18 protein-coding genes and 2 tRNA genes are annotated in these 24,964 nt (G+C 69.5%); 17 read left to right on the forward strand and 3 right to left on the reverse strand.

What is annotated here, in order from left to right:
• Positions 1–8 precede the first annotated feature (8 nt).
• The gene (locus ACIF80_RS26470; protein ID WP_055593252.1) at positions 9–203 is read left to right on the forward strand and encodes a hypothetical protein; all 195 of its coding nucleotides are present in this window, start codon (positions 9–11) and stop codon (positions 201–203) included.
• Positions 204–1,112: 909 nt separating this feature from the next.
• On the opposite strand, the gene ACIF80_RS26475 is transcribed toward ACIF80_RS26470, so the two are convergent.
• Positions 1,113–1,186 (reverse strand) — tRNA-Gly (locus ACIF80_RS26475).
• 167 nt (positions 1,187–1,353) lie between these two features.
• On the opposite strand from ACIF80_RS26475, the gene ACIF80_RS26480 reads away from it, so the two are divergent.
• The 5 genes from ACIF80_RS26480 (at position 1,354) to clpX (ending at position 6,343) form a co-directional block, all read left to right on the forward strand.
• Positions 1,354–1,430 (forward strand) — tRNA-Pro (locus ACIF80_RS26480).
• Positions 1,431–1,598: 168 nt separating this feature from the next.
• Positions 1,599–3,026, forward strand: coding sequence for a trigger factor (gene tig / locus ACIF80_RS26485; protein WP_399809267.1), 1,428 nt, complete (start codon positions 1,599–1,601; stop codon positions 3,024–3,026).
• A gap of 437 nt (positions 3,027–3,463) precedes the next feature.
• Positions 3,464–4,072, forward strand: coding sequence for an ATP-dependent Clp protease proteolytic subunit (locus ACIF80_RS26490; RefSeq protein ID WP_399809417.1), 609 nt, complete (start codon positions 3,464–3,466; stop codon positions 4,070–4,072).
• Positions 4,073–4,186: 114 nt separating this feature from the next.
• Positions 4,187–4,867 (forward strand): ATP-dependent Clp protease proteolytic subunit, encoded by a 681-nt coding sequence (locus ACIF80_RS26495; RefSeq protein ID WP_399809270.1) that lies wholly within the window; start codon positions 4,187–4,189, stop codon positions 4,865–4,867.
• A 189-nt stretch (positions 4,868–5,056) separates the two neighbouring features.
• Entirely contained in the window at positions 5,057–6,343 is a 1,287-nt protein-coding gene (gene clpX, locus ACIF80_RS26500) for an ATP-dependent Clp protease ATP-binding subunit ClpX (RefSeq protein ID WP_055570715.1), read from the forward strand.
• Between the two features lie 102 nt (positions 6,344–6,445).
• Here clpX and ACIF80_RS26505 read toward each other — a convergent pair whose 3' ends face one another.
• Positions 6,446–7,384: a hypothetical protein gene (locus tag ACIF80_RS26505; protein ID WP_399809273.1), complete on the reverse strand. Its 939-nt coding sequence runs from the start codon at positions 7,382–7,384 to the stop codon at positions 6,446–6,448.
• 137 nt (positions 7,385–7,521) lie between these two features.
• Between ACIF80_RS26505 and ACIF80_RS26510 the strand changes: the two genes are divergently transcribed.
• From ACIF80_RS26510 to ACIF80_RS26560, 11 genes are all read left to right on the forward strand, one after another.
• The gene (locus ACIF80_RS26510) at positions 7,522–10,143 is read left to right on the forward strand and encodes a valine--tRNA ligase (protein WP_399809275.1); all 2,622 of its coding nucleotides are present in this window, start codon (positions 7,522–7,524) and stop codon (positions 10,141–10,143) included.
• A 264-nt stretch (positions 10,144–10,407) separates the two neighbouring features.
• The gene (locus ACIF80_RS26515) at positions 10,408–11,949 is read left to right on the forward strand and encodes a bifunctional folylpolyglutamate synthase/dihydrofolate synthase (RefSeq protein ID WP_399809277.1); all 1,542 of its coding nucleotides are present in this window, start codon (positions 10,408–10,410) and stop codon (positions 11,947–11,949) included.
• A gap of 6 nt (positions 11,950–11,955) precedes the next feature.
• On the forward strand, positions 11,956–12,294 hold the full coding sequence (locus ACIF80_RS26520) for a DUF4233 domain-containing protein (protein ID WP_399809280.1): 339 nt from the start codon (positions 11,956–11,958) through the stop codon (positions 12,292–12,294).
• Between the two features lie 214 nt (positions 12,295–12,508).
• The gene (ndk, locus tag ACIF80_RS26525; protein WP_399809282.1) at positions 12,509–12,922 is read left to right on the forward strand and encodes a nucleoside-diphosphate kinase; all 414 of its coding nucleotides are present in this window, start codon (positions 12,509–12,511) and stop codon (positions 12,920–12,922) included.
• A 506-nt stretch (positions 12,923–13,428) separates the two neighbouring features.
• Positions 13,429–14,448 carry a rod shape-determining protein gene (locus tag ACIF80_RS26530; protein WP_399809419.1) on the forward strand — a complete coding sequence of 340 codons (1,020 nt, stop codon included), beginning with the start codon at positions 13,429–13,431 and terminating at the stop codon, positions 14,446–14,448.
• 191 nt (positions 14,449–14,639) lie between these two features.
• Entirely contained in the window at positions 14,640–15,581 is a 942-nt protein-coding gene (gene mreC / locus ACIF80_RS26535) for a rod shape-determining protein MreC (protein WP_399809285.1), read from the forward strand.
• A 13-nt stretch (positions 15,582–15,594) separates the two neighbouring features.
• The gene (gene mreD / locus ACIF80_RS26540; RefSeq protein ID WP_399809287.1) at positions 15,595–16,260 is read left to right on the forward strand and encodes a rod shape-determining protein MreD; all 666 of its coding nucleotides are present in this window, start codon (positions 15,595–15,597) and stop codon (positions 16,258–16,260) included.
• Positions 16,261–16,405: 145 nt separating this feature from the next.
• Entirely contained in the window at positions 16,406–18,775 is a 2,370-nt protein-coding gene (gene mrdA / locus ACIF80_RS26545; RefSeq protein WP_399809290.1) for a penicillin-binding protein 2, read from the forward strand.
• Positions 18,772–19,974, forward strand: a complete 1,203-nt coding sequence (rodA, locus tag ACIF80_RS26550) for a rod shape-determining protein RodA (RefSeq protein WP_399809292.1) — start codon at positions 18,772–18,774, stop codon at positions 19,972–19,974. The genes mrdA and rodA overlap by 4 nt, the downstream gene beginning before the upstream one ends.
• 106 nt (positions 19,975–20,080) lie before the next feature.
• A complete protein-coding gene (locus ACIF80_RS26555) occupies positions 20,081–21,724 on the forward strand; it encodes a CHAD domain-containing protein (RefSeq protein ID WP_399809295.1) in 1,644 nt (547 codons plus the stop codon).
• Positions 21,725–21,843: 119 nt separating this feature from the next.
• Positions 21,844–23,808, forward strand: a complete 1,965-nt coding sequence (locus ACIF80_RS26560) for a TIGR03960 family B12-binding radical SAM protein (protein WP_399809298.1) — start codon at positions 21,844–21,846, stop codon at positions 23,806–23,808.
• Between the two features lie 87 nt (positions 23,809–23,895).
• Here ACIF80_RS26560 and ACIF80_RS26565 read toward each other — a convergent pair whose 3' ends face one another.
• A complete protein-coding gene (locus tag ACIF80_RS26565) occupies positions 23,896–24,882 on the reverse strand; it encodes an ion transporter (RefSeq protein ID WP_399809301.1) in 987 nt (328 codons plus the stop codon).
• Positions 24,883–24,964: the final 82 nt, after the last annotated feature.

Genomic DNA, 24,964 nt, shown 5'->3' on the forward strand with positions numbered 1-24,964 from the left:
GATCAGTTGTGGCCATTTCACTGTCTGTGGTGCTGCTGTTGGCGATCATCCTTGTAGTACTGATCAGAGGCGGGTCCATCAAGGCCGGACCCGCGATCGTCGCGATCCTCTTCGGCTTCTTCCTCGCCTCCACCGGCATGGCCCCGTCGATCAATCGCTTCATGGACTCGATAGCGGACATGATCAACTCGGTCAGCTTCTGAGAACACGCACAGGGCCGTCGGAGGAATGAAGCTCCGGCCGGCCCTGAACCGTGTGGAGCGGGCGACGGAATCGACCCCGCGTAGCTGGTGTGGAAGGTTGCGCGACCGGGCCGTGCCCGGCCTGGCGAGGCACTGAACCGGACTGTTTCGAGTCGTCAGCCGATGTTCCTCCCTGTTGCTCCCCGTCCGTTCCTGCTGGATCGGGCGCGCTGGGGGCGCGGGCGGCTCTCTCCCGGCTCCCCGGAGAGGGGAGGCCGGGGAGGGTCTCTTCGGGTCTAGTCGACGGTCACGCGCTCGTCTGCGGCCGTCGGGCCGACACTGCGCTCACCGCAGAGCCGCAGACCAGGACTGCTGACAGCGCGATCAGGCTGGTCAGGACGTCTTGGAGCTGTGCGACGGGGACGTAGACGACCACGATAACGACGAGGGCGGCAGCCCAGGCTCGCGGTCGGGGGATCGAAGGTGGGTTTGCCGAGGTCACACTCATAGCAGTACCTCCTGGGTGCCCGCCCGTCGATCGCTGCTCCTGCCGGGAAGCCTGCGCAGTGATCGGTGGGCTTCTGGGTCGGGCCACTGTGGTGTAGGTCTCCCCTCGATGCACGGTGAGGTAACGGTGCGTAAGAGTGATCTAACTAATAGTCACGATGCGCAGGGGGGTGCGAAGTCATGACATCCGCGATGTGAACGGTAAGGCCCGCCCGGCAGGGTCGGCGGAGTCTCGGTGACCGAGTCGAGCCGGGAGCGCGCCCGGCGGAGCGGAGCGCAGCCGGGGCTTGAACGGGCACGGAAGAGGAAGATCGAAAGCCCGAGGGACACGCGGGGGAGGGGGCGCGACCGGCTGATCGGAACCCCGGAATGCGATCAGGGCCAGGTCGGAGGAATGATCCTCCGACCTGGCCCTGATGCATGTGGAGCGGGCGACGGGAATCGAACCCGCGTAGCTAGTTTGGAAGACTAGGGCTCTACCATTGAGCTACGCCCGCACATCGCGTACCGCACGCCCTGGGGGCGCGGTACTGACAGGCATCGTAGCGGGTGGTGCGCCCTCGCCGCACACCGCGTGCCCGTTTCGGCCCCGGCGTCGCACCACGCCCGGTGCAATGAGGCGGCCCGGCCGTGCGGCGGCATGTACCCTACGTGTCGCACCAGACGGGGTGTGGCGCAGCTTGGTAGCGCGTCCGCTTTGGGAGCGGAAGGCCGTGGGTTCAAATCCCGCCACCCCGACCAGTCACCTGATCACCACGAGTGATCGGCTTTGGGGCGCTGTAGTCGCTGCCGTTACTATGCAAGCTGCACGCCCGTGTGTCTCATCGTCTGAAGTCTCCGGGCTGCGAAACGGCCGGACCGTTCTGGTCCCGGTGGAAATCCAGAAGTCAGCCACAAGGAGACCGAACCGTGAAGAGCGCCGTGGAGACCCTGAACCCGACTCGGGTTCGGCTCACTGTCGAGGTGCCCTTCGAGGAGCTCAAGGACAGCCTCGACGCGGCGTACAAGAAGATCAACCAGCAGGTCACGGTGAAGGGCTTCCGTAAGGGCAAGGTCCCGGCCCGGGTCATCGACCAGCGCTTCGGCCGCGGTGCGGTGCTGGAGGAGGCCGTCAACGACGCGCTCCCGAAGTTCTACACCGATGCGGTCAACGAGGCCGAGCTGAACCCGCTGGGCCAGCCCGAGGTCGACATCACGGAGCTGAAGGACGGCGAGACGCTGAACTTCACCGCCGAGGTCGACATCCGCCCGACCATCGAGATCCCGGACTACTCCGGCATCGAGGTCGAGGTCGACGCCGTCGAGGTCACCGAGGAGGACGTCGACAAGGCCGTCGAGGAGCTGCGTGAGCGCTTCGCCTCCACCGCCCCGGTCGAGCGTGCCGCCGAGGACGGCGACGTCGTCACGATCGACCTCGAGGCCAAGGTCGACGGCGAGGTCCTCGAGGACGGCATCGCCAACGGCGTCTCCTACACCATCGGCTCCGGCGAGCTGCTGGACGGCGTCGACGCCGCGGTGACGGGCCTGTCGGCCGACCAGGAGGCCACCTTCACCTCCGAGCTCAAGGGCGGCTCCGCGGCGGGCAAGGAGGCCGAGGTCACCGTCAAGGTCACCCAGGTCGCCAAGCGTGAACTGCCCGAGCTGGACGACGAGTTCGCGCAGATGGCCTCCGAGTTCGACACCCTCGAGGAGCTGCGCGCGGACAGCCGTAAGCGCCTGGAGAACATGAAGCAGTACGACCAGGCCACGCAGGCCCAGGAGCGCGTCCTGGACAAGCTGCTCGAGCTGGTCGAGGTCCCCGTCCCCGAGAAGCTGCTCGAGGACGAGATCAACACCCGCAAGCACAACCTCGAGCACCACCAGCTCGGCCAGATGGGCCTCGACCTCGAGAAGTACCTCGAGATCCAGGGCAAGACCGCCGAGGAGTTCGACACCGAGACCCGCGAGGCCGCGGTCAAGGGCATCAAGACCCAGTTCGTCCTCGACGAGCTGGTCAACCAGGAGAAGCACAACGTCAACCAGGAGGAGCTCACCGAGCACCTCATGCGGCGCGCGGCCTCCTCCGGCATGTCCCCCGACCAGTTCGCGCAGGCGGTCGTCGAGGGCGGTCAGGTTCCGCTCCTGGTCGGCGAGGTCGCCCGCGGCAAGGCCCTGGCCGCCGTGGTCGAGAAGGCCGTGGTCAAGGACACCAACGGCGAGATCATCGACCTCGACGACGAGGAAGAGGACGAGACCGCCGAGGCCCCCGCCGCGGACGCCGGCGAGGCCCCCGCCGAGGCCAAGGCCGACGACGCCGACGCCAAGGCCGACAAGGCCGAGGAGAAGACCGAGGGCTGAACCTCGCGTCGTCTCTGACGGACGTACGACAGGCGGGCCCCGGACATCGCGCCGGGGCCCGTCTGCCGTACGGCAGGGCAGCACACCCGGGAGTGCGGGGCCCCGCCGGTACGCGGCTCCACCGCGTGGGCGCGGCCGGCCACCCGCGATCCGCAGACTCCCACCGGCGGATGCACAGACCCCTACCGGCGGATGCGCAGACCCCCACCGGCGGATCCGCCCACGGCGTGAGGACCCGGCGCACCCGGTGGAGCACCCTGCGCTCACAGCGAACACCCCCCGCTGCGGGATTCCCCGAAGGGGCCCGCGCGTTAGGGTCCATGAGTACGAGGGCAGGGGAGTCCGCGAGCACGGCCGGACGGCCCCACGCCCCGGCAGAACACGTGAGACGGCCCGGCGCCGTCGTAAGACGAGCAGGTGGATACGTGACGAATCTGATGCCTTCAGCCGCCGGCGAGCCTTCCATCGGTGGTGGCCTCGGCGACCAGGTCTACAACCGGCTGCTCGGCGAGCGGATCATCTTCCTCGGCCAGCCGGTCGACGACGACATCGCCAACAAGATCACCGCACAGCTGCTGCTCCTTGCCGCCGATCCGGACAAGGACATCTATCTCTACATCAACAGCCCCGGCGGCTCGATCACCGCCGGCATGGCGATCTACGACACCATGCAGTTCATCAAGAACGACGTGGTGACCATCGCCATGGGCCTCGCGGCCTCGATGGGTCAGTTCCTGCTCAGCGCGGGCACGCCCGGCAAGCGCTTCGCGCTGCCGAACGCGGAGATCCTGATCCACCAGCCCTCCGCCGGCCTGGCCGGCTCGGCCTCGGACATCAAGATCCACGCCGAGCGGCTGCTGCACACCAAGAGGCGCATGGCCGAGCTCACCTCGCAGCACACCGGCCAGTCGGTCGAGCAGGTCACCCGCGACTCGGACCGCGACCGCTGGTTCGACGCCTTCGAGGCCAAGGAGTACGGCCTCATCGACGACGTCATCCCCACGGCCGCGGGCATGCCGGGCGGCGGCGGCACCGGGGCGGCCTGAGCGGCCCACGGGAGCCCCACGGCCCCGTAGGACCCCCCACCGGACCCCCTCCAGGGTCCGGTGGCAGCCCCAGCAGCCCCGGCAGACCGCCTCAGCCCCTTTCCAGGAGACACTGTGAACGACTTCCCCGGCAGCGGCCTGTACGACCGCACCCGTGCCGAGTACACCGGCCCCGCGGCCGAGTCCCGCTACGTCATCCCGCGCTTCGTCGAGCGCACCTCCCAGGGCATCCGCGAGTACGACCCGTACGCGAAGCTCTTCGAGGAACGCGTGATCTTCCTCGGCGTGCAGATCGACGACGCCTCCGCCAACGACGTCATGGCGCAGCTGCTGTGCCTGGAGTCGATGGACCCCGACCGGGACATCTCCGTCTACATCAACAGCCCCGGCGGCTCCTTCACCGCGCTGACGGCGATCTACGACACCATGCAGTACGTGAAGCCCGACGTGCAGACGGTCTGCATGGGCCAGGCGGCCTCCGCCGCCGCCGTGCTGCTCGCCGCCGGCACCCCCGGCAAGCGCATGGCGCTGCCGAACGCGCGCGTGCTGATCCACCAGCCGTACAGCGAGACCGGCCGCGGTCAGGTGTCCGACCTGGAGATCGCCGCCAACGAGATCCTCCGGATGCGCTCGCAGCTCGAGGACATGCTCGCCAAGCACTCCACCACGCCGGTCGAGAAGATCCGCGAGGACATCGAGCGCGACAAGATCCTCACGGCCGAGGACGCGCTGAGCTACGGCCTGATCGACCAGATCATCACCACCCGGAAGATGGACAACTCCAGCCTGCGCTGACGCGTGGGGCCCGAGAGGCTGTATCGTCTGCCGCCCCTTGGCATGGTTCATGACGGTTCGCGCCGAAGCGAACCGTGCCAAGGGGGGCCCGGACGGGGGGCCCGGCAAGGTACCGTCGGACATAAGGCAGCACCAGGAGTCGCTGGACGTTGACGTTCAGGCGGCTCCCAGGCGAAGGGGAAGCACACCGTGGCACGCATCGGTGACGGCGGCGATCTGCTCAAGTGCTCGTTCTGCGGCAAGAGCCAGAAGCAGGTCAAGAAGCTCATCGCAGGGCCCGGTGTGTACATCTGCGACGAGTGCATCGACCTCTGCAACGAGATCATCGAGGAAGAACTCGCCGAGACCAGTGAGGTCCGCTGGGAGGAACTTCCCAAGCCCCGCGAGATCTACGAGTTCCTCGAGGGATACGTGGTCGGCCAGGAATCGGCCAAGAAGGCCCTCTCCGTGGCCGTGTACAACCACTACAAGCGGGTCCAGGCGGGGGAGAACGGCGGCGCCCAGAGCCGCGAGGACGCCATCGAGCTGGCGAAGTCCAACATCCTGCTGCTGGGCCCCACCGGCTCCGGCAAGACCCTCCTCGCCCAGACCCTCGCCCGCATGCTGAACGTCCCGTTCGCGATCGCGGACGCCACCGCCCTCACCGAGGCCGGGTACGTCGGCGAGGACGTCGAGAACATCCTGCTGAAGCTGATCCAGGCCGCCGACTACGACGTCAAGAAGGCCGAGACCGGCATCATCTACATCGACGAGATCGACAAGGTCGCGCGCAAGAGCGAGAACCCGTCGATCACGCGCGACGTGAGCGGCGAGGGCGTCCAGCAGGCCCTGCTGAAGATCCTCGAGGGCACCACGGCGTCCGTCCCGCCGCAGGGCGGCCGCAAGCACCCGCACCAGGAGTTCATCCAGATCGACACGACGAACGTCCTGTTCATCGTGGGCGGCGCCTTCGCGGGCCTGGAGAAGATCATCGAAGGCCGGGCCGGCGCCAAGGGCATCGGTTTCGGCGCGACGATCCGCTCCAAGCGGGAGATCGAGTCCAAGGACCAGTTCGAGCAGGTCATGCCGGAGGACCTGGTCAAGTTCGGCATGATCCCCGAGTTCATCGGCCGGCTCCCGGTCATCACCTCGGTCCACAACCTCGACCGCGAGGCCCTGCTCCAGATCCTGGTCGAGCCGCGCAACGCGCTCGTCAAGCAGTACCAGCGCCTCTTCGAACTCGACGGCGTGGAGCTGGACTTCGAGCGCGAGGCCCTCGAAGCCATCGCCGACCAGGCCATCCTCCGCCAGACCGGCGCGCGCGGCCTGCGCGCCATCATGGAGGAAGTCCTCCAGGGCGTCATGTACGAGGTCCCGTCCCGCAAGGACGTCGCCCGCGTGGTCATCACCGCGGACGTGGTCCTCTCCAACGTCAACCCGACCCTGATCCCGCGCGACGCCCGCGGCCGCGGACCGGGCGAGCAGAAGACGGCGTAGCGGCGCGGCGGCAACCGCCGTTCCCCGCACGCGTGAAGGGCCCCGGTCGAGTGACCGGGGCCCTTCACGCTTCACGTACTGAGCCGGGACGCGCACGGCGTACTACGCGGGGACGCGCACGTCCTTGCGGAGCTTCGTGGCGATGTCCGCGGCGGCGTCCTTGGTGATGTCCTTGGTGTTGTCACCGGGGGAGACGACGGCGACCGTGCTGTAGTCGGCCCAGATGCAGAACCAGTTGGTGGTCGGCTTCTTGGTGAGGTTGTTGTTGCCCTTGCCCGCCTGGCACTTCATGACCGCGCCGTCGAGGTCGACCGCCTCGGGCTCGCCCACCAGCTCCGTCATGAGCTCGTTGGACGAGTTCTCCTTGGTCTCCTTCTCGATGTTGGCGAAGAGCTTGTCCACGGCCGCCTCGGGGTCCTTGACCTCGCCGTAGGCGCCGATGAACGTCACGCCCTTCGCCTTGAGCAGCTCTTCCTGACCGGGGATGTCGGCCGGGTCGGGGTCCGTGGGGTCGTACCTGCTGAAGTCGGCCGTCGAGTAGGAGGCGCCCACCGACTTGCCGTCCTTCACGCCACCCTTGGCCAGGTCCTTCGTGGTGCCGGAGCTCGCGTCCTCGCCGCCCTCCCCGACACGCGTGTACTCGCCCAGCACCTTCTCCGGTGCCGACAGCTTGTGCGGGCCGTCGTCCTCCACGCCGCCCGCGCCGCCGCCCCCGCCGATCACGAAGTACACGCCGACACCGATCGCCGCCACGACCGCCACCGCACCGATGATCCAGCCGGCCTTCTTGGAGCTGCCACCCGGCGCCGGGGGCTGGGGCGCGCCGTACGGGGCCTGGCCGTACGGGGGCTGCTGCGGCGGGACACCCTGGCCGGGCTGCTGCGGGTAGCCGTACCCGGGCTGGCCGGGCGGCGGAGCCTGCTGGGGGTAGCCGTAGCCGGGCTGCGGAGCCTGCGGCTGCTGGCCGTAGGGACCCGGCTGACCGTACGGTCCGGGCTGCTGGGGCTGCCCGCCGTACGGGCCCGGCTGGTTGTAGCTCATTTCTGGGTTCCCCTCCAGATGCTTATGTGTCGCTGACATCCTGTCTCAGCTCCGGCGTGATCAGGCCATCGGGGGGTGCACCGTTACAAAGGAATCGCGTTTCGGGACTGGGCCGTGACACCTCTAAACTGAGGCGCGTGACCGAGAACTCTCAGCAGCCGCAGCCGCCCACCTCCGAACTGCCGACCCAGTACGCGCCGGCCGACGTAGAGGGGCCGCTGTACGAGCGCTGGGTGGAGCGGGGCTACTTCGAGGCGGACGCGAAGAGCGACAAGCCCCCGTACACCGTCGTCATCCCCCCGCCGAACGTCACGGGCAGCCTGCACCTCGGCCATGCCTTCGAGCACACCCTCATCGACGCCCTGACCCGCCGCAAGCGCATGCAGGGCTTCGAGACGCTGTGGCAGCCCGGCATGGACCACGCCGGCATCGCCACGCAGAACGTCGTCGAGCGGGAGCTCGGCAAGGAGGGCAAGTCCCGGCACGACCTCGGCCGGGAGGCCTTCGTCGAGCGGGTCTGGCAGTGGAAGGGCGAGTCCGGCGGCCAGATCTCCGGGCAGATGCGCCGCCTCGGCGACGGCGTCGCCTGGTCGCGCGAGCGCTTCACCATGGACGAGGGGCTGTCCCAGGCCGTCCAGACCATCTTCAAGCGGCTCTACGACGACGAGCTGATCTACCGCGCCGAGCGCATCATCAACTGGTGCCCGCGCTGCCTGACCGCGATCTCGGACATCGAGGTCGCGTACCAGGACGACGACGGCGAACTCGTCTCCATGAAGTACGGCGACGGGGACGACACCATCGTCGTCGCCACCACCCGCGCCGAGACGATGCTCGGCGACACGGCCGTCGCCGTCCACCCCGAGGACGAGCGGTACCGGCACCTGATCGGCAAGCTCATCAGGCTGCCGCTGACCGACCGCTCCATCCCGGTCGTCGCCGACGAGCACGTCGACCCCGAGTTCGGCACCGGCGCCGTCAAGGTGACCCCGGCCCACGACCCGAACGACTTCGAGATCGGCCGCCGCCACGACCTGCCGTCCCTCACCGTGATGGACGAGCACGCCGTCATCACCGTCCACGGCCCCTTCCAGGGCCTGGACCGGCTCGAGGCCCGCTCCGCCATCGTCGCCGCGCTGCGCGCCGAGGGCCGGATCGTCGCCGAGAAGCGGCCCTACGTCCACAGCGTCGGCCACTGCTCGCGCTGCAGGACCACCGTCGAGCCGCGGCTGTCCATGCAGTGGTGGGTCAAGGTCGGCCCGCTGGCGAAGGCCGCCGGTGACGCCGTCCGCGACGGCAGGGTCAAGATCCACCCGCAGGAGATGGAGAAGCGGTACTTCGACTGGGTCGACAACCTCCACGACTGGTGCATCTCCCGGCAGCTGTGGTGGGGCCACCGCATCCCGGTCTGGTACGGCCCCGACGGCGAGGTCGTCTGCGTCGGACCCGACGACGAGGCCCCCAGCGGCGAGGGCTGGCACCAGGACACCGACGTCCTCGACACCTGGTTCTCCTCCGGCCTGTGGCCCTTCTCGACGCTGGGCTGGCCCGAACAGACCGAATCGCTCGCGAAGTTCTACCCGAACTCCGTCCTGGTCACCGGCTACGACATCCTCTTCTTCTGGGTCGCCCGGATGATGATGTTCGGCCTGTACGCGATGGACGGCACCCCGCCGTTCCACACCATCGCCCTGCACGGCATGGTCCGCGACCAGTTCGGCAAGAAGATGTCGAAGTCCTTCGGCAACGCGGTCAACCCGCTGGACTGGATGGACAAGTACGGCAGCGACGCCCTCCGCTTCACGCTGGCGCGCGGCGCCAACCCGGGCGTCGACGTGCCGATCGGCGAGGACTGGGTCCAGGGCTCCCGCAACTTCGCCAACAAGATCTGGAACGCGACCCGCTTCGCCCTGATGAACGGCGCGACGGTGGACGGCCCGCTGCCGGACGCGTCGACGATGTCGTCCACCGACCGCTGGATCCTCTCCCGGCTGAACTCGGTCGTCGCCGAAGTCGACGCGTACTACGACGACTTCCAGTTCGCCAAGCTGTCCGACGCCCTGTTCCACTTCGCGTGGGACGAGGTCTTCGACTGGTACGTCGAGCTGTCCAAGACGACGTTCCAGGCGGGCGGCGAACCGGCCGAGGTCAGCAAGCGCGTCCTCGGCAAGGTCCTGGACGTCACGCTGCGGCTGCTGCACCCGGTGGTCCCGTTCGTCACCGAGACGCTGTGGACGACGCTGACCGGCGGCGAGTCGGTCGTCATCGCCGACTGGCCGCAGGACAGCGGCTTCCGGGACGCCGGCGCCGAGCGGGAGATCGGGACCCTCCAGTCCGTCATCACCGAGGTCCGCCGCTTCCGCGCCGACCAGGGCCTGCAGCCCGGCCAGCGGGTCCCTGCCCGGCTGTCCCTCGACGGCTCGGCGCTCGCCCCGCACGAGGCGGCGATCCGGCAGCTGCTGCGCCTCCAGCCGGAGGGCGACGCGTTCACCGCGACGGCGACCCTGCCGGTGGCGGGCGTCGAGGTCGCCCTGGACCTGTCCGGGGTGATCGACTTCGAGGCGGAGCGCAAGCGCCTCACCAAGGACCTCGAGGCCGCGCAGAAGGAGCGACGGCAGGCGGAGGCCAAGCTGGGCAACGAGGCGTTCCTGGCGAAGGCCCCCGACCACGTGGTCGACAAGATCCGTACGCGGCTGGCCAAGGCGGACGAGGACACCGCCCGCATCGGCACCCAGCTGGAGCGACTCCCGAAGGCGTAGGGCCTCTCGTTCGGCGCGGTGCCGGGCTCGCGGGCCCGGCACCGCGCCTCGCCGCGTTGTCGTCGGTCCCCAGGGCTCTGCCCCGGCTCCCTCCTCCGCCTTGCGATGCACGGCGCCGGGCCCCGCTCCCTGATCCGGCCCGATCCAAACGAAAGACCCTGGCCCCCGGCCGTCCCACGTCCTCGAAAGCCCCCGGAGCCCGAGCGGTTCCGGGGGCTTTCGGCTGCCGTGGGGCGGATGCGGGCGGATACGTAGACTGGCCCCGTGAGCGACCTCCCCCCGAACGGCAACCCCGACGACCCCGACGACCGGCCGGACCCTCTCTACCCTCTCGACTCCTTCGAGGAGATCATCGAGGCGGAGACCCACCGGGACCCCGACCTCGCGGTGATCGAAGCAGGCAGCCGCACCCTGCGCACGCAGGGCGGCCCGCCCGAGTCCGACGTGCCCGCGCGGCCGGAGGACCCCGAGGTCGCCCAGGCGCTGCGGGAGGTCGAGGGAGAACTGGCGACCCGCTGGGGCGAGACCAAGCTGGAGCCGTCCCTCGACCGGGTCGCCGCGCTGATGGACGTCCTGGGCGAGCCGCAGCGCGCGTACCCGTCGATCCACATCACCGGCACCAACGGCAAGACCTCCACCGCCCGCATGATCGAGGCCCTCCTCGGTGCCTTCGAACTGCGCACCGGGCGCTACACCTCGCCGCACGTCCAGTCGGTCACCGAGCGGATCAGCCTCGACGGCGCGCCGGTCTCCGCCGAGCGGTTCGTGGAGACGTACCGGGACATCGCGCCGTACGTCGAGATGGTCGACGCCCGGCAGGAGCACCGGCTGTCCTTCTTCGAGGTGCTCACCGGCATGGCGTACGCGGCCTTCGCCGACGCGCCGGTGGACGCCGCCGTCGTCGAGGTCGGCATGGGCGGCAGCTGGGACGCCACCAACGTGATCGACGCCGGCGTCGCCGTGGTCATGCCGATCGACCTCGACCACACCGACCGGCTCGGCACCACGCCCGCCGAGATCGCCACCGAGAAGGCCGGCATCATCAAGCCGGACGCGACCGTGGTCATGGCCCAGCAGCCGGTCGACGCGGCCCAGGTGCTGCTGAGGAAGGCCGTCGAGGCCGGCGCGACCGTGGCCCGGGAAGGGCTGGAGTTCGGCGTCGTCGCCCGGCAGGTCGCCGTCGGCGGCCAGCAGGTGACCCTGCGCGGCCTGGGCGGCGAGTACCCCGAGGTGTATCTGCCGCTGCACGGCGCCCACCAGGCGCACAACGCCGCCGTGGCGCTCGCCGCCGTGGAGGCGTTCTTCGGGGTCGGCGCCCAGCGCGCCGAGCAGCTGGACATCGGCACCGTCCGCAAGGCCTTCGCCGCCGTCGCCTCACCGGGCCGGCTGGAGGTCGTACGCCGGTCGCCCACCGTCGTGCTGGACGCCGCCCACAACCCGGCGGGTGCGCGGGCCGCGGCCGGGGCGATCGGGGAGGCCTTCCAGTTCAGCCGGCTCATCGGCGTGGTCGGCGCGAGCGGCGACAAGAACGTGCGCGGGCTGCTGGAGGCCTTCGAGCCGGTCTTCGCCGAGGTCGTCGTCACGCAGAACTCCAGCCACCGCGCGATGGACGCCGACGAACTGGCGGGGATCGCCGTCGAGGTGTTCGGCGAGGACCGCGTCCAGGTCGAGCCCCGGCTGCCCGACGCGCTGGAGGCGGCGATCACGCTCGCCGAGGAGGAGGGCGAGTTCACCGGCGCCGGTGTGCTCGTCACCGGTTCCGTCATCACGGTCGGCGAGGCCCGACTGCTTCTGGGGAAGGGCTGAGACACCGTGCGTACGCTCTGCGCGTCGACCCTGATCGGCGAGTTCTTCGTCATCGGTTTCGCCGGACTGGTCGCGATGAAGGATCCGGACCTGGCGGTCGGCACCGTGTGGACGGTCTGCGGCATCGCGATGTTCCTGTCCGTGGCGCTGTGCGGGATGATCACCCGGCCCGGCGGCGTCGCCCTCGGCTGGGCCCTGCAGATCGTCCTGATCGTCTCCGGCGTCTTCGTCCCGATGATGTTCATCCTGGGCGTGCTGTTCGCGGTGCTGTGGTGGGCCTCGGTCCACTACGGGCGGAAGATCGACGAGGCGAAGGCGAGGTTCGCGGCACAGCAGCGGGCGTAGCAGGTCGTCGTCGGCACCGGCGCTTTACCGCGCCCGGCACCCGGGCCCTCTCCGCCGACGCGGAGAGGGCCCGGCTTTTCCCTGTGCTCGGCGTACTGCTGATCGTGCTCCCCGCGGCGGCGGGGTCATCGGGCGAGGTCCGGGTGCCGGCCTCGCCGCCTCACCGGGTAGCCTCGGGCCATCCGACTTCCTGGCCTGCAAGGAGCCGCACACCATGACACAGCGCACCCTCGTCCTCCTGAAGCCGGACGCCGTCCGCCGCTCACTGGTCGGCGAGATCATCAGCCGTATCGAGCGCAAGGCCGGCTGGCGGATCACTGCGCTGGAGCAGCGGACCCTGGACCGTGCCACTCTGGAGCAGCACTACGCGGAGCACGTGGGCCGCCCGTTCTACGAGCCGCTGATGGAGTTCATGGCCTCCGGCCCGGTCGTGGTGATGATCGTCGAGGGGGAGCGGGTCATCGAGGGCGTGCGCCAACTGGCCGGCCCGACCGACCCGGTCGCCGCGGCCCCGGGTTCGATCCGCGGGGACTTCGGCGTCATCGTCCGTGAGAACCTGATCCACGCCTCCGACTCCGAGGAGTCCGCCGAGCGCGAGGTGAAGATCTTCTTCCCGGGCCGCGCCTGACGGTCGCGGGCACCACCGTCCGTACCGGCCGCGCGGGTATCGGCGTGCCTGTCGATCGCCGGAGTGCGTGACGGCCGTGCGTATCGATCACCCGCGTAGGTCTACTTGGCGTAACCGCCGTGCATCACCCATGCGCACAACGGTTGTGTACGACACGCGTACGACACGTGGTGTGAAGGTCACGCGCGACGATCACCCGCCAAGGCCGTGCATAACAATCGCATAGCGGCCGTGGGCTGCGGTTTTGGCCGCCTGGCGACGGTCTGGGGGCTTTGCCCCCAGGCCTTTTCGACATGCGGGCGGCGTTCGGGGGAACGCATGCCCCCGATGGCCCGTCTCCACAAGCAACGGGACCCGCCATCTGATGACAATGGCGAAGACCCTCGCGCCGTGTTCGCGAAGGCGCGTCTACGATGGAAGCCTTCGCGTCACCGCACCCACCTCGCCTACCTGAAAAGCCCTCAAAAGCCAGTGGGAAGGCCAGACGAATCCTCATGGGGAACTCTATGTCGTTCATCGGCCGTGACATGGCTGTCGACCTCGGGACCGCCAACACGCTGGTGTACGTGAGGGGTCGCGGAATCGTACTCAATGAGCCGTCCGTCGTCGCGATCAACACCAATACCGGTGGCATCCTCGCGGTCGGGTCCGAAGCGAAGAAGATGATCGGGCGCACCCCCGGCAACATCGTTGCCGTCCGCCCCCTGAAGGACGGCGTCATCGCCGACTTCGAGATCACCGAGCGGATGCTCCGCTACTTCATCCTGAAGATCCACAAGCGGCGGCATCTGGCCCGACCGCGGGTCGTCGTCTGCGTCCCCTCCGGCATCACGGGTGTGGAGCGCCGTGCCGTCATCGAGGCGTCGTCCCAGGCCGGCGCCCGCCAGGTGCACATCATCGAGGAGCCCATGGCCGCGGCCATCGGTTCCGGCCTGCCGGTCCACGAGGCCACGGGCAACATGGTGGTGGACATCGGCGGCGGCACCACGGAGGTCGCGGTCATCTCCCTCGGCGGCATCGTCACCGCCCAGTCCATCCGGGTCGCGGGCGACGAACTGGACAACGCGATCATCCAGTACGTCAAGAAGGAGTACTCCCTCCTGCTGGGTGAGCGCTCGGCCGAGCAGATCAAGCTCACCATCGGTTCGGCGTACGACCTCGACTCCGACGAACACACCGAGATCCGCGGCCGGGACCTCGTCTCCGGTCTGCCCAAAACCGTGGTCATCTCCGCCACCGAAGTCCGCAAGGCGATCGAGGAGCCCGTCAACTCGATCGTGGACGCCGTCAAGACCACTCTCGACAAGTGCCCGCCGGAACTGTCCGGCGACATCATGGACCGGGGCATCGTGCTGACCGGCGGCGGCGCTCTGCTGCGCGGTCTGGACGAGCGGCTGCGCCGGGAGACGGGCATGCCCATCCACATCGCCGAGGACCCGCTGGACAGCGTGGCGCTCGGTTCCGGAAAGTGCGTCGAGGAGTTCGAGGCACTCCAGAAGGTGCTGGACGCCCAGCCCCGCAGATGACACAGCTCTTCGATTCCGCCGTACGGGACGATCTCCTCTCGTGCGGCGGATCGTTGATATAGAGACATGAGATCCACCCGTACTTTTCGGCAGTTCCCGAAGCCCCCCGAACATTCCTGACGACTCCTTACGACTCCTGAAGACTCCTGTTCTCGCTACCCGTTTCGACGAGGAAGGCACGGCCGCCGCACGTGAGGGACACACGAGAGAGCCGGCTGCTCCTGGTGCTGCTGATCACCACCGCTTTCGCACTGATCACGGTGGACATCCGCGGCGGAGAGGATTCACCGGTCGACGGTGCCCGACAGGCCGCGGCCACGGTCTTCGGCCCGATCGAGAACGGAGTGTCCGGCGCGGTCGACCCGATCGGCAACGCGGTCGCCGCGGTCCGCGACTCCGGCGACCGGCACGACCGGCTCGCCGCACTCGAGCGGGAGAACACCGCGCTCAAGGCCGAACTCGGCAGCGACGACCGCAACCGCAGCAGAACCAAGCAGCTCGACAAGATGCTGAAGGTCGCCGGACAGGGCCAGTACGGCATCAAGGGCGCCCAGGTCATCGCCATAGGAGCGGCCCAGGGCTTCTCCTGGACCATCACCATCGACGTCGGCGCCAACGACGGCATCGAGCGCGACATGACCGTCCTCAACGGCGACGGACTCGTCGGCCGGGTCACCACCGTCGGCCCGCACACCGCCACCGTGCTGCTCGCCAACGACCCCGACTTCACCGTGGGCACCCGCATGGAGGCCGGCGACGAACTCGGCTTCGCCTCCGGCCAGGGCGACCGGCCCCTGCGCGTCGAACTCCTCAACGGCAAGGCCGAGATCAAGAAGGGCGACCGGCTGGTCACCTTCGGCTCCCAGGCCGACAAGCCGTTCGTGCCCGGCGTTCCCGTCGGCACCGTCTCCCGCGTCGACCCCTCCGGCGGCGACCTCACCCGCACCCTCTACGTCACGCCGTTCGTCGGCTTCACCAAGCTCGACATCGTCGGCGTCGTCGTCCAGGCCCCGGAGAAGGACCCGCGCGACACGGTGCTGCCCAAGAAGCCGAAGCCCACGCCCACCCCGACCGTCACGGTGACCGTCACCCCGTCAGCCCCGGCCGGCGGCCAGGACCAGCAAGAGCAGTAGGAGCTGTCACCCCATGCGCGTCAACCGGATCCTGCTCTCCAGCTCGCTGATCGTCGTCGCCCTGATGATCCAGGTGAGCGTCCTCGCCCGCCTCCACCTCCCGGGTGCCGTCCCCGACCTGCTCCTCCTCGTCGTCCTCGGCCTCGCCCTGGTATACGGCCATGTCGGCGGCGCCCTCATCGGCTTCGGCGCCGGGCTCCTCGCCGACCTCGCGCCGCCCGCCGACCACGCCGTCGGCCGTTACGCCCTCGTGCTGTGCGTCATCGGCTACCTCGCCGGACTGGTCAAGCCCGAGTCCGGCCAGGTGAGATCGGCGACCGGCCCCATGACCGTGGTGGTCGCCGCCGCGGTCGGCTCCACCCTGCTCTACGCCGGCGTCGGCGCCCTCGTCGGTGACACCGCCGCCCGCCATGTCGGCCTCGGCGGACTGCTCTTCAGCGCCGCCCTGTACGACCTGCTGCTCGCCCCGTTCGTCGTCCCCGGCGTCATGGCCCTGGCCCGCCGCGCGGAGAACGATCCACTCGCCGAGAACAGCTCCGCCAAGTCCGCGGACCTCGCCTCCGGCTGGAGCTCCGGCGGCACCGGGCTGCGCATCGGCGCCCAGCGGGGCCTTCGCGCGAAGGCGGCACGGGCCCGGGTGGCCCGCGCGGGCCGCATCAAAGGGGTGAAGCGGCTGTGACCTCGCAAAACTTCACCGGAAAGGGTGAACGGCGGCGGAACCCCGCCGAGCGGCCCCGCCGTTCATCACTCGTACCCGCAGCAGTCGTACCCGCAGCACTCGTACACGCACCGTCGTACGCGCACGGAGAGGGGGAGGAAGCCGCGTGACCAACATTCCCGAGACCGGGCGCAGCACACGGGTCCAGATCCGGCTCGTCGTCATCCAGGTCCTCGTTCTCTCCCTCCTCGGCACCCTCGGCGGGCGCCTGTGGTACCTCCAGATCCGCGAGGGCGCCGAGTACGCCAAGAAGGCCTCCGGCAACCACGTCCAGCAGGTCGTCCAGCCCGCGGTCCGCGGCTCCATCCTGGACGCCCGCGGAGTGGCCCTCGCCGACAACGAGACCCGGCTGGTCGTCTCCGCCTCCCGCACCGACCTCATGAAGATGCGGGACGACGGCAAGGCGGTCCTCACCAAGCTCGCCGGTGTCCTCGGCATGCCCGCCAAGGACGTCACCGAGAAGGTCCGGCTGTGCGACGCCAAGACCCCCCAGCCCTGCTGGAACGGCTCGCCCTACCAGCCCATCCCCATCACCGACGAGGCCACCGCCAAACAGGCCCTGCAGATCCGCGAGCGCGCCGAGGACTTCCCCGGCATCACCGCCGAGCCCCAGGCCGTACGCCGGTACGCCGCCCCCGGGCAGGCCAACACCGCTCAGGTCCTCGGCTACCTCTCGCCCGTCACCGACGAGGAACTCCAGAAGGCGCAGGACACCGAATCGCCGTACCTGCGCTCCGACCAGGTCGGCCGCTCCGGCCTCGAGCGCGAGTACGACAAGGAACTGCGCGGCAAGGCCGGCGTCACCCGCTACGAGGTGGACAACCTCGGCCGCGTCATCGGCGAGGCCAAGGCCGACCCCGCCGAACCCGGCGCCAACCTCGTCACCAGCATCGACGCCCGCGTCCAGCGGGTCGCCGAGTACGAGCTGAACGAGGCGATGAAGGCCGCCCGCAAGGAGATGGACCGCAACACCAACCGCCTCTACGAGGCCGACTCGGGCGCCGTCGTCGTCATGGAGGCCAAGACCGGCCGGGTCGTCGCGATGGCCTCCAACCCGAGCTACGACCCCAACGCCTGGGTCGGCGGCATCTCCGGCAAGGACTACGCCGACCTCACCGGCAAGGACTCCAACTACCCGCTGCTGAACCGCGCCATCCAGGGACTGTCGGCACCCGGCTCCATCTTCAAGGTCATCCCGACCGCCGCCGCGATCAACGCCGGGTACTCCTTCGACGGGCCCTACGAGTGCTCCAGCTCGTACTCCATCGGCGGCCAGGTCTTCAAGAACTTCGAGTCCCAGAACCACGGCGCCATCAGCCTCGGCCGTGCCCTCGAGGTCTCCTGCGACACCGTCTTCTACCGCCTCTCCCACGAGGAGTGGAAGCGCGACGGCGGCAACAAGCCGAAGAAGAACGCCAAGGACTGGTTCTACAAGACCTCCCACCAGTTCGGTCTCGGCGAGCTGACCGGCATCGACCTGCCCAACGAGGTCACCGGCCGTGTCCCCGACCGCCAGTGGAAGCGCGACTACTGGAAGGCCAACAAGGACGCCTGGTGCAAGTCCGGCAAGAAGGGCGGCAGCTACGTCGAGCAGATCGCCTACGAGAACTGCCTCGAAGGCAACCGCCTGCGCGCCGGTGACTCCGTCAACTACTCCATCGGACAGGGCGACACCCTCGTCACCCCCATCCAGATGGCCTCCGTCTACGCGGCCCTCGCCAACGGCGGCACGCTCTACCAGCCCACCGTCGGCAAGGCCGTCATCAGCCCCGACGGCAAGCAGGTCACGGAGATCGAGCCCGAGGCGCAGAGCAAGCTGCCGGTGACCAAGAAGACCCTCGCGGAAATAGACGGAGCCCTCGAGGGAGTCGCCACCCGCGGTACGGCCGCCTGGCGGTTCGGCGGCTGGCCGCAGGACGAGATCCCGATGCACGCCAAGACCGGCACCGCGGAGGTCTACGGAAAGCAGACCACCTCCTGGTTCGCCACCTACACCAAGGACTACTCGGTCGTCATGACGATCTCCCAGGGTGGTACCGGTTCCGGCGCCTCGGGCCCCGCCGTGCGCAACATCTACAACGCGCTGTACGGCGTCTCCCCGGAGGGCGTCATCGACAAGAAGAAGGCACTGCTGCCCACCCCGCAGAAGACGCTGCCCAAGGTCAGGACGGACGGCACCATCGTCTCCCCGAAGATCTCCAAGGACCCGGCCAAGGAGCAGAGGGCCGCCGAGGAGAGCGAGCAGGCAGCCGACGGCCAGGCCCAGGACCAGGGCGCGACCACGACCACGCCCCCGCCCGCCAACCGCGACACCCGCCGCCGCGACGCACGGCGGGGAGGCGCACGGCGGGGCGGCGGCAGACGGGGTGACCGACCGTCCGGTGACCGTTCGTCCGGTGACGGACGGTCGGTCGACGGGCGTCGGCGCGGCGCCCTCCGGGCGCGCCGCGCGGCAGGCCGGAGGTCGGCGACATGACCGGCGGAGTCAACAGCTTCCACGTCTCCGGATACGGACCCGAGCGGGCCGGCTGGACGCGGCTCCTCGCCCGCGACTCCCTGGCCCGGCGCCTGGACTGGCCGATACTGCTGGCCGCGATCGCCCTGTCGCTGCTCGGCTCCCTCCTGGTCTTCTCGGCGACCCGGAACCGCACCGAGATCAACCAGGGCGACCCGTACTACTTCCTGGTCCGGCACTGGCTGAACACCGGCATCGGCCTGGCCCTGATGGTCGCCATGCTCTGGCTCGGCCACCGCGCCCTGCGCACCGCCGTGCCGGTCCTCTACGGCTTCTCGGTCCTGCTGATCCTGCTGGTGCTCACCCCGCTGGGCTCCACCATCAACGGCGCCCACTCCTGGATCAAGCTCGGCGGCGGCTTCTCGATCCAGCCCTCCGAGTTCGTGAAGCTCACGATCATCCTGGGCATGGCGATGCTGCTCGCCGCCCGGGTCGACGCGGGCGACAAGCCCTATCCCGACCACCGCACGGTCCTCCAGGCACTCGGCCTGGCCGCCGTCCCCATGCTGATCGTGATGCTGATGCCCGACCTCGGGTCGGTCATGGTCATGGTCGTCATCGTGCTCGGCGTGCTGCTCGCCTCCGGCGCCTCCAACCGGTGGGTCTTCGGCCTGATCGGCACCGGCGCGATCGGCGCGATCACCGTCTGGCAGCTCGGGGTGCTCGACGAGTACCAGATCAACCGCTTCGCCGCCTTCGCCAACCCCGAGCTCGACCCCGCCGGCGTCGGCTACAACACCAACCAGGCCCGCATCGCCATCGGTTCCGGCGGCCTCACCGGCTCCGGGCTCTTCGAGGGCTCGCAGACCACCGGCCAGTTCGTGCCCGAGCAGCAGACCGACTTCGTCTTCACCGTCGCCGGAGAGGAACTCGGCTTCGTCGGGGGCGGGCTCATCATCGTCCTGCTCGGCATCATCCTGTGGCGCGCCTGCCGCATCGCCCGCGACACCACCGACCTGTACGGCACCATCGTCGCCGCCGGCATCGTCGCCTGGTTCGCCTTCCAGTCCTTCGAGAACATCGGCATGACCCTCGGCATCATGCCGGTCACCGGTCTGCCCCTGCCGTTCGTGTCCTACGGCGGCTCGTCGATGTTCGCGGTGTGGCTGGCCGTGGGCCTCCTGCAGTCGATCAGACTGCAACGCCCCCTGTCCGCTTGACCCGACCCGGCCCACAGGTCCCCTCGTCCGACGTCCGACCCGGTTTCCCCGGCACCTACCGGGGAAACCGGTCGGTGAGACCACCGGCGACGAGTAGATTCGGGTCATGGCGGACACAAAGCGAGAAATCGAGCGAAAGTACGAGTCCGGCGACAGTGGACTCCCCGACCTGACCGGCGTCCCCGGCGTCGAGTCCATAGTCGACCGGGGCGTGGCCCACCTCGACGCCGTCTACTACGACACCGCCGACGAGCGTCTCACCGCCGCTTCCCTCACCCTCCGCAGACGCACCGGCGGCTCCGACGCCGGCTGGCACCTGAAGTTCCCGGTGGCTCCCGGAGTGCGCGACGAGATCCACGCCCCGCTCTCCGACACCGTCCCGGAGGGCCTGGCCCGGCTCGTCCGCTCCCGTGTCCGCGACGCCGAACTGAGCCCCGTGGTCCGGCTGCGCTCCGAGCGGGACCTGCGCCACCTCCTCGATTCCGCCGGCCGGCTCCTCGCCGAGATCAGCGTCGACGCCGTGCGCGCCGAACGTCTCACCGGAGACGGCGGCACCGCCCAGTGGACCGAGATCGAGGTCGAACTCGCCGACGGCGGCGACCCCGCCTTCCTCGACAAGGTCGACAAACGGCTCCGCAAGGCCGGCGTCCGCCCGTCGAAGTCGCCCTCCAAACTGGCGCGAGCCCTCGCCGAGACCGCACCGGCCACGGACAAGGCCAAGAGCAAGGGCAAAGCCGAAGCCAAGGTCAAGCTCAAGGCCAAGGACAAGGACACGGACGCAGTCACGGCCGGTCAGCCCGAGGCAGCCGCGCCCGCTCCCGCCCCGGCCCCCGCCGCGGCACCGAAGCGGAAGCACCGCAGCCGCCCGGTCGGAAAACCCGTCACCGCCGGCGACCACGTCCTCGCCTACGTCCGCGCCCAGCGGGACGCGCTCGTCGAACTCGACCCCGCCGTACGCCAGGACGTACCCGACTCCGTGCACCGCATGCGGGTCGCCACCCGCCGCCTGCGCAGCACCTTCCGCTCCTTCCGGTCCGTCCTGGACCGGGAGATCACCGACCCGATCGCCGTCGACCTGAAGTGGCTGGCCGCCGAACTCGGCCTGGACCGCGACCAGGAAGTACTCGCCGAGCGCCTGCTGTCGGGCCTGGACGCACTGTCGTCCGACCTCGTCTCCGGCCCCGTCCGCGACCGGCTGACCACCTGGGCCGAGGCCGGCCACAGCGGAGCCCACAGCAAGGTCACCGCCGTCCTCGACTCCCGCCGCTACCTCACCCTGCTCGACACCCTCGACGCCCTGCTGGCCGATCCGCCCCTGCGGAAGAAGGCCGCGGCCAAGCCGGCCAAGACGCTCACCAAGGCCCTGCGCAAGGACTTCGGCAAAGTGTCCGGCCTCGTCGCCCGGGCCCTGGACCTCCCGCCCGGCCGCGAGCGCGACGTCACCCTGCACGAGGCCCGCAAGAAGACCAAGCGCACCCGCTACGCCGCCGAAGCCGCCGGCCCGGCCCTCAAGGCTCCGGCCAATGACCTGGTCAAGAACATGAAGGAGCTCCAGAGCCTGCTCGGCGACCACCAGGACAGCGTCATGGCCCGCAAGACCCTGCGCGAACTGTCGGCCGTCGCCCACGCGGCGGGGGAGAGCGCCTTCACCTACGGCCTGCTCCACGGACACGAGGAACGCCGCGCGGAGATCGTCGAGACGACCCTCCCGGAAACCTGGACATCCGTCAGGAAGAGCACCGGCCTCTGACGCCGTCCACCGCCCCCGGCCGGTGTGCGGGGAGACCTCCCCGGCCGGGTTAGGCTGGATGGTCACCCGCCCCCAGCCCCGGCCGGGGGGACCCCAGCCCGCACACAAAGGTTCCCGAGATGCCTGCCGAAGCCGCCGAGTCTGTGTTCCCGCAGCTCGAAGCTCTGCTCCCGCATGTGCAGAAGCCGATCCAGTATGTCGGCGGAGAGCTCAACTCCACGGTCAAGCCTTGGGACAGCTGTGACGTCCGCTGGGCGCTCATGTACCCCGACGCGTACGAGGTCGGACTGCCCAACCAGGGCGTCATGATCCTCTACGAGGTGCTCAACGAGCAGGACGGCGTCCTCGCCGAGCGCACCTACAGCGTCTGGCCGGACCTGGAGGAGCTGATGCGCGAGCACCGCGTCCCCCAGTTCACGGTCGACAGCCACCGCCCGGTCAAGGCCTTCGACGTGTTCGGCCTGAGCTTCTCCACCGAGCTCGGCTACACCAACATGCTCACCGCCCTGGACCTGTCCGGCATCCCGCTCGAGGCCAAGGACCGCGGCCTGGACGACCCGATCGTCATGGCCGGCGGCCACGCCGCGTTCAACCCCGAGCCGATCGCCGACTTCATCGACTGCGCCGTCATCGGCGACGGCGAGCAGGCGGTCCTGGAGGTCACCCGGATCGTCCGCGCCTGGAAGGAGGAGGGCCGCCCCGGCGGCCGCGAGGAACTCCTCTTCCGCCTGGCGAGGACCGGCGGGGTGTACGTCCCGGGCTTCTACGACGTCGAGTACCTCCCCGACGGCCGGATCGCCCGCGTCGTACCGAACAGGTCGGGCGTCCCGTGGCGGGTGGCCAAGCACACGGTGATGGACCTCGACGAGTGGCCCTACCCCAAGCAGCCCCTCGTCCCGCTCGCCGAGACGGTCCACGAGCGCATGTCGGTGGAGATCTTCCGCGGCTGCACCCGTGGCTGCCGCTTCTGCCAGGCCGGCATGATCACCCGCCCGGTGCGCGAGCGCTCCATCACCGGCATCGGCGACATGGTCGAGAAGGGCCTGAAGGCCACCGGCTTCGAGGAGGTCGGCCTCCTCTCCCTCTCCTCCGCCGACCACTCGGAGATCGGCGACATCGCCAAGGGCCTCGCCGACCGCTACGAAGAGGACAAGATCGGCCTCTCGCTGCCCTCCACCCGCGTCGACGCCTTCAACGTCGACCTGGCCAACGAGCTGACCCGCAACGGCCGCCGTTCCGGCCTCACCTTCGCCCCCGAGGGCGGCTCGGAGCGCATGCGCAAGGTCATCAACAAGATGGTCTCCGAGGACGACCTGATCAGGACCGTCGCCACGGCCTACGGCAACGGCTGGCGGCAGGTGAAGCTCTACTTCATGTGCGGTCTGCCCACCGAGACCGACGACGACGTCCTCCAGATCGCCGACATGGCGATGAACGTCATCCAGAAGGGCCGTGAGGTCTCCGGCTCGGGCGACATCCGCTGCACGGTCTCGATCGGCGGCTTCGTCCCCAAGCCGCACACCCCCTTCCAGTGGGCCCCGCAGCTGTCGGCCGAGGAGACGGACGCCCGCCTGACCAAGCTGCGCGACAAGATCCGCGGCGACAAGAAGTACGGCCGCTCCATCGGCTTCCGCTACCACGACGGCAAGCCCGGCATCATCGAGGGCCTGCTCTCCCGCGGCGACCGCCGCGTCGGTGCGGTCATCCGCGCGGTCTACGAGGACGGCGGCCGCTTCGACGGCTGGCGCGAGCACTTCTCCTACGACCGCTGGATGCGCTGTGCCGACAAGTCCCTCGCGCAGTTCGGCGTGGACGTCGACTGGTACACCACCCGCGAGCGCGCCTACGAGGAGGTCCTCCCCTGGGACCACCTCGACTCCGGTCTCGACAAGGACTGGCTCTGGGAGGACTGGCAGGACGCCCTCGACGAAACAGAGGTCGAGGACTGCCGCTGGACCCCGTGCTTCGACTGCGGCGTGTGTCCTCAGATGGACACCAGTATCCAGATCGGACCGACGGGCAGGAAGCTGCTCCCGTTGACGGTCAAGAACACGGCGCCCGCTCCCAGCGGTGCGACGTCCTGAGCCGTCGTCCTGAGCCGTTCGGTGGGCCCACTCCGGAACATCGGAGTGGGCCCACCGGCGTTCGCGGCCCGCGACGGGGACGCGGTGTTACGGGTGTGCCGTATCGGGTGCGGGTGCGGGTGCGGGTGCGGGGGCGAGGGCCGGCTCGGGCGGGTGGGTGGTGAGGAGGGGTGGGAGGACGGCTTCCAACTCGTCCAAGGCCCTTCTGGCGACGGCGATGCGGGTGCGCAGGTCCACGTCGGGGTTCGGGACCGGAGCCGGGGCCGGGAGGGGCGTCGGGGCAGGGGCAAGGGCGGACGGAGTGTCAGGGGCGGGGGACTGTTCGCGTTCCAGTTCGCGGGCCTCCTCCAGGGAGCTGATGACGACTCCTATGAGGACGTTGACCAGGACGAACGAGGCGATCAGTACGTAGGAGGCGTAGTAGACGATGCTCCAGCGGGAGATCTCCAGGCCCGCGTGGACCGCGTCCCCGAGGCCGTCCAGGGTCATCAGCAGGAAGAGGGTGAGGACGGCGCGGCCGAGTGAGCCGTACTGGCCCGGGTTCGCCTCGCTGAAGAAGACCCAGCCGACCATGGCATAGACGTACAGCAGGAGCGTGCCCACCAGCAGGAAGCTGACGGTGCCGGGCAGGCTGCGGGCCACCGCCACGATGACGATGCGCAGTTGGGGCAGGAAGCGGGCGGTGCGCAGGACGCGGGCGAGGCGCAGGAGGCGCAGGACGGTGGTGTTCTCGCGGACGAGGGGCAGGAACGCGCAGGCGACGACGGCCATGTCGAAGAGGTTCCAGGGATCGCGGAAGAAGTCGCGGGGACGGTCGGCGTGGGCGCAGGCGCGTACGGCTATCTCGATGGTGAAGGCGGCGAGGCAGAGGTGTTCGGCGAGGTGTAACCAGTGGCGCCAGTCGCGGGCGAGTCCGCTGTAGGTCTCGGCTCCGAGCAGGACCGCGTTGGCGATGATCAGGGTGAAGACGGACAGGGAGAACCAGCGGGCCTCGGTGAGGGCGCGGGCTCTCTGCGCCAGGACGTGACGCAAGGGCCGGGGCATGGCGCCCGTGGGGGCAGGGTGGTCGTTCATCGTGCTGTATCTGCTCCTTCGTGCCGCGCGCCATGCCCGCAGTGCGTGCGGGCCGGCGGGTTCGCGCGGCGGTGACACTCCA

It is taken from the genome of Streptomyces sp. NPDC085927 (assembly GCF_044540975.1).
Lineage (GTDB): Bacteria > Actinomycetota > Actinomycetes > Streptomycetales > Streptomycetaceae > Streptomyces > Streptomyces hirsutus.

Bases quoted from the DNA above. Each gene is read 5' to 3' on its own strand.
- ACIF80_RS26555 (WP_399809295.1), top strand. From the start codon at position 20,081: ATGGCGGACACAAAGCGAGAAATCGAGCGAAAGTACGAGTCCGGCGAC.
- ndk (WP_399809282.1), top strand. From the start codon at position 12,509: ATGACACAGCGCACCCTCGTCCTCCTGAAGCCGGACGCCGTCCGCCGC.
- rodA (WP_399809292.1), top strand. From the start codon at position 18,772: ATGACCGGCGGAGTCAACAGCTTCCACGTCTCCGGATACGGACCCGAG.
- ACIF80_RS26490 (WP_399809417.1), top strand. From the start codon at position 3,464: ATGCCTTCAGCCGCCGGCGAGCCTTCCATCGGTGGTGGCCTCGGCGAC.
- ACIF80_RS26505 (WP_399809273.1), bottom strand. From the start codon at position 7,384: ATGAGCTACAACCAGCCGGGCCCGTACGGCGGGCAGCCCCAGCAGCCC.
- mreD (WP_399809287.1), top strand. From the start codon at position 15,595: ATGCGCGTCAACCGGATCCTGCTCTCCAGCTCGCTGATCGTCGTCGCC.
- ACIF80_RS26530 (WP_399809419.1), top strand. From the start codon at position 13,429: ATGTCGTTCATCGGCCGTGACATGGCTGTCGACCTCGGGACCGCCAAC.
- ACIF80_RS26560 (WP_399809298.1), top strand. From the start codon at position 21,844: ATGCCTGCCGAAGCCGCCGAGTCTGTGTTCCCGCAGCTCGAAGCTCTG.
- ACIF80_RS26565 (WP_399809301.1), bottom strand. From the start codon at position 24,882: ATGAACGACCACCCTGCCCCCACGGGCGCCATGCCCCGGCCCTTGCGT.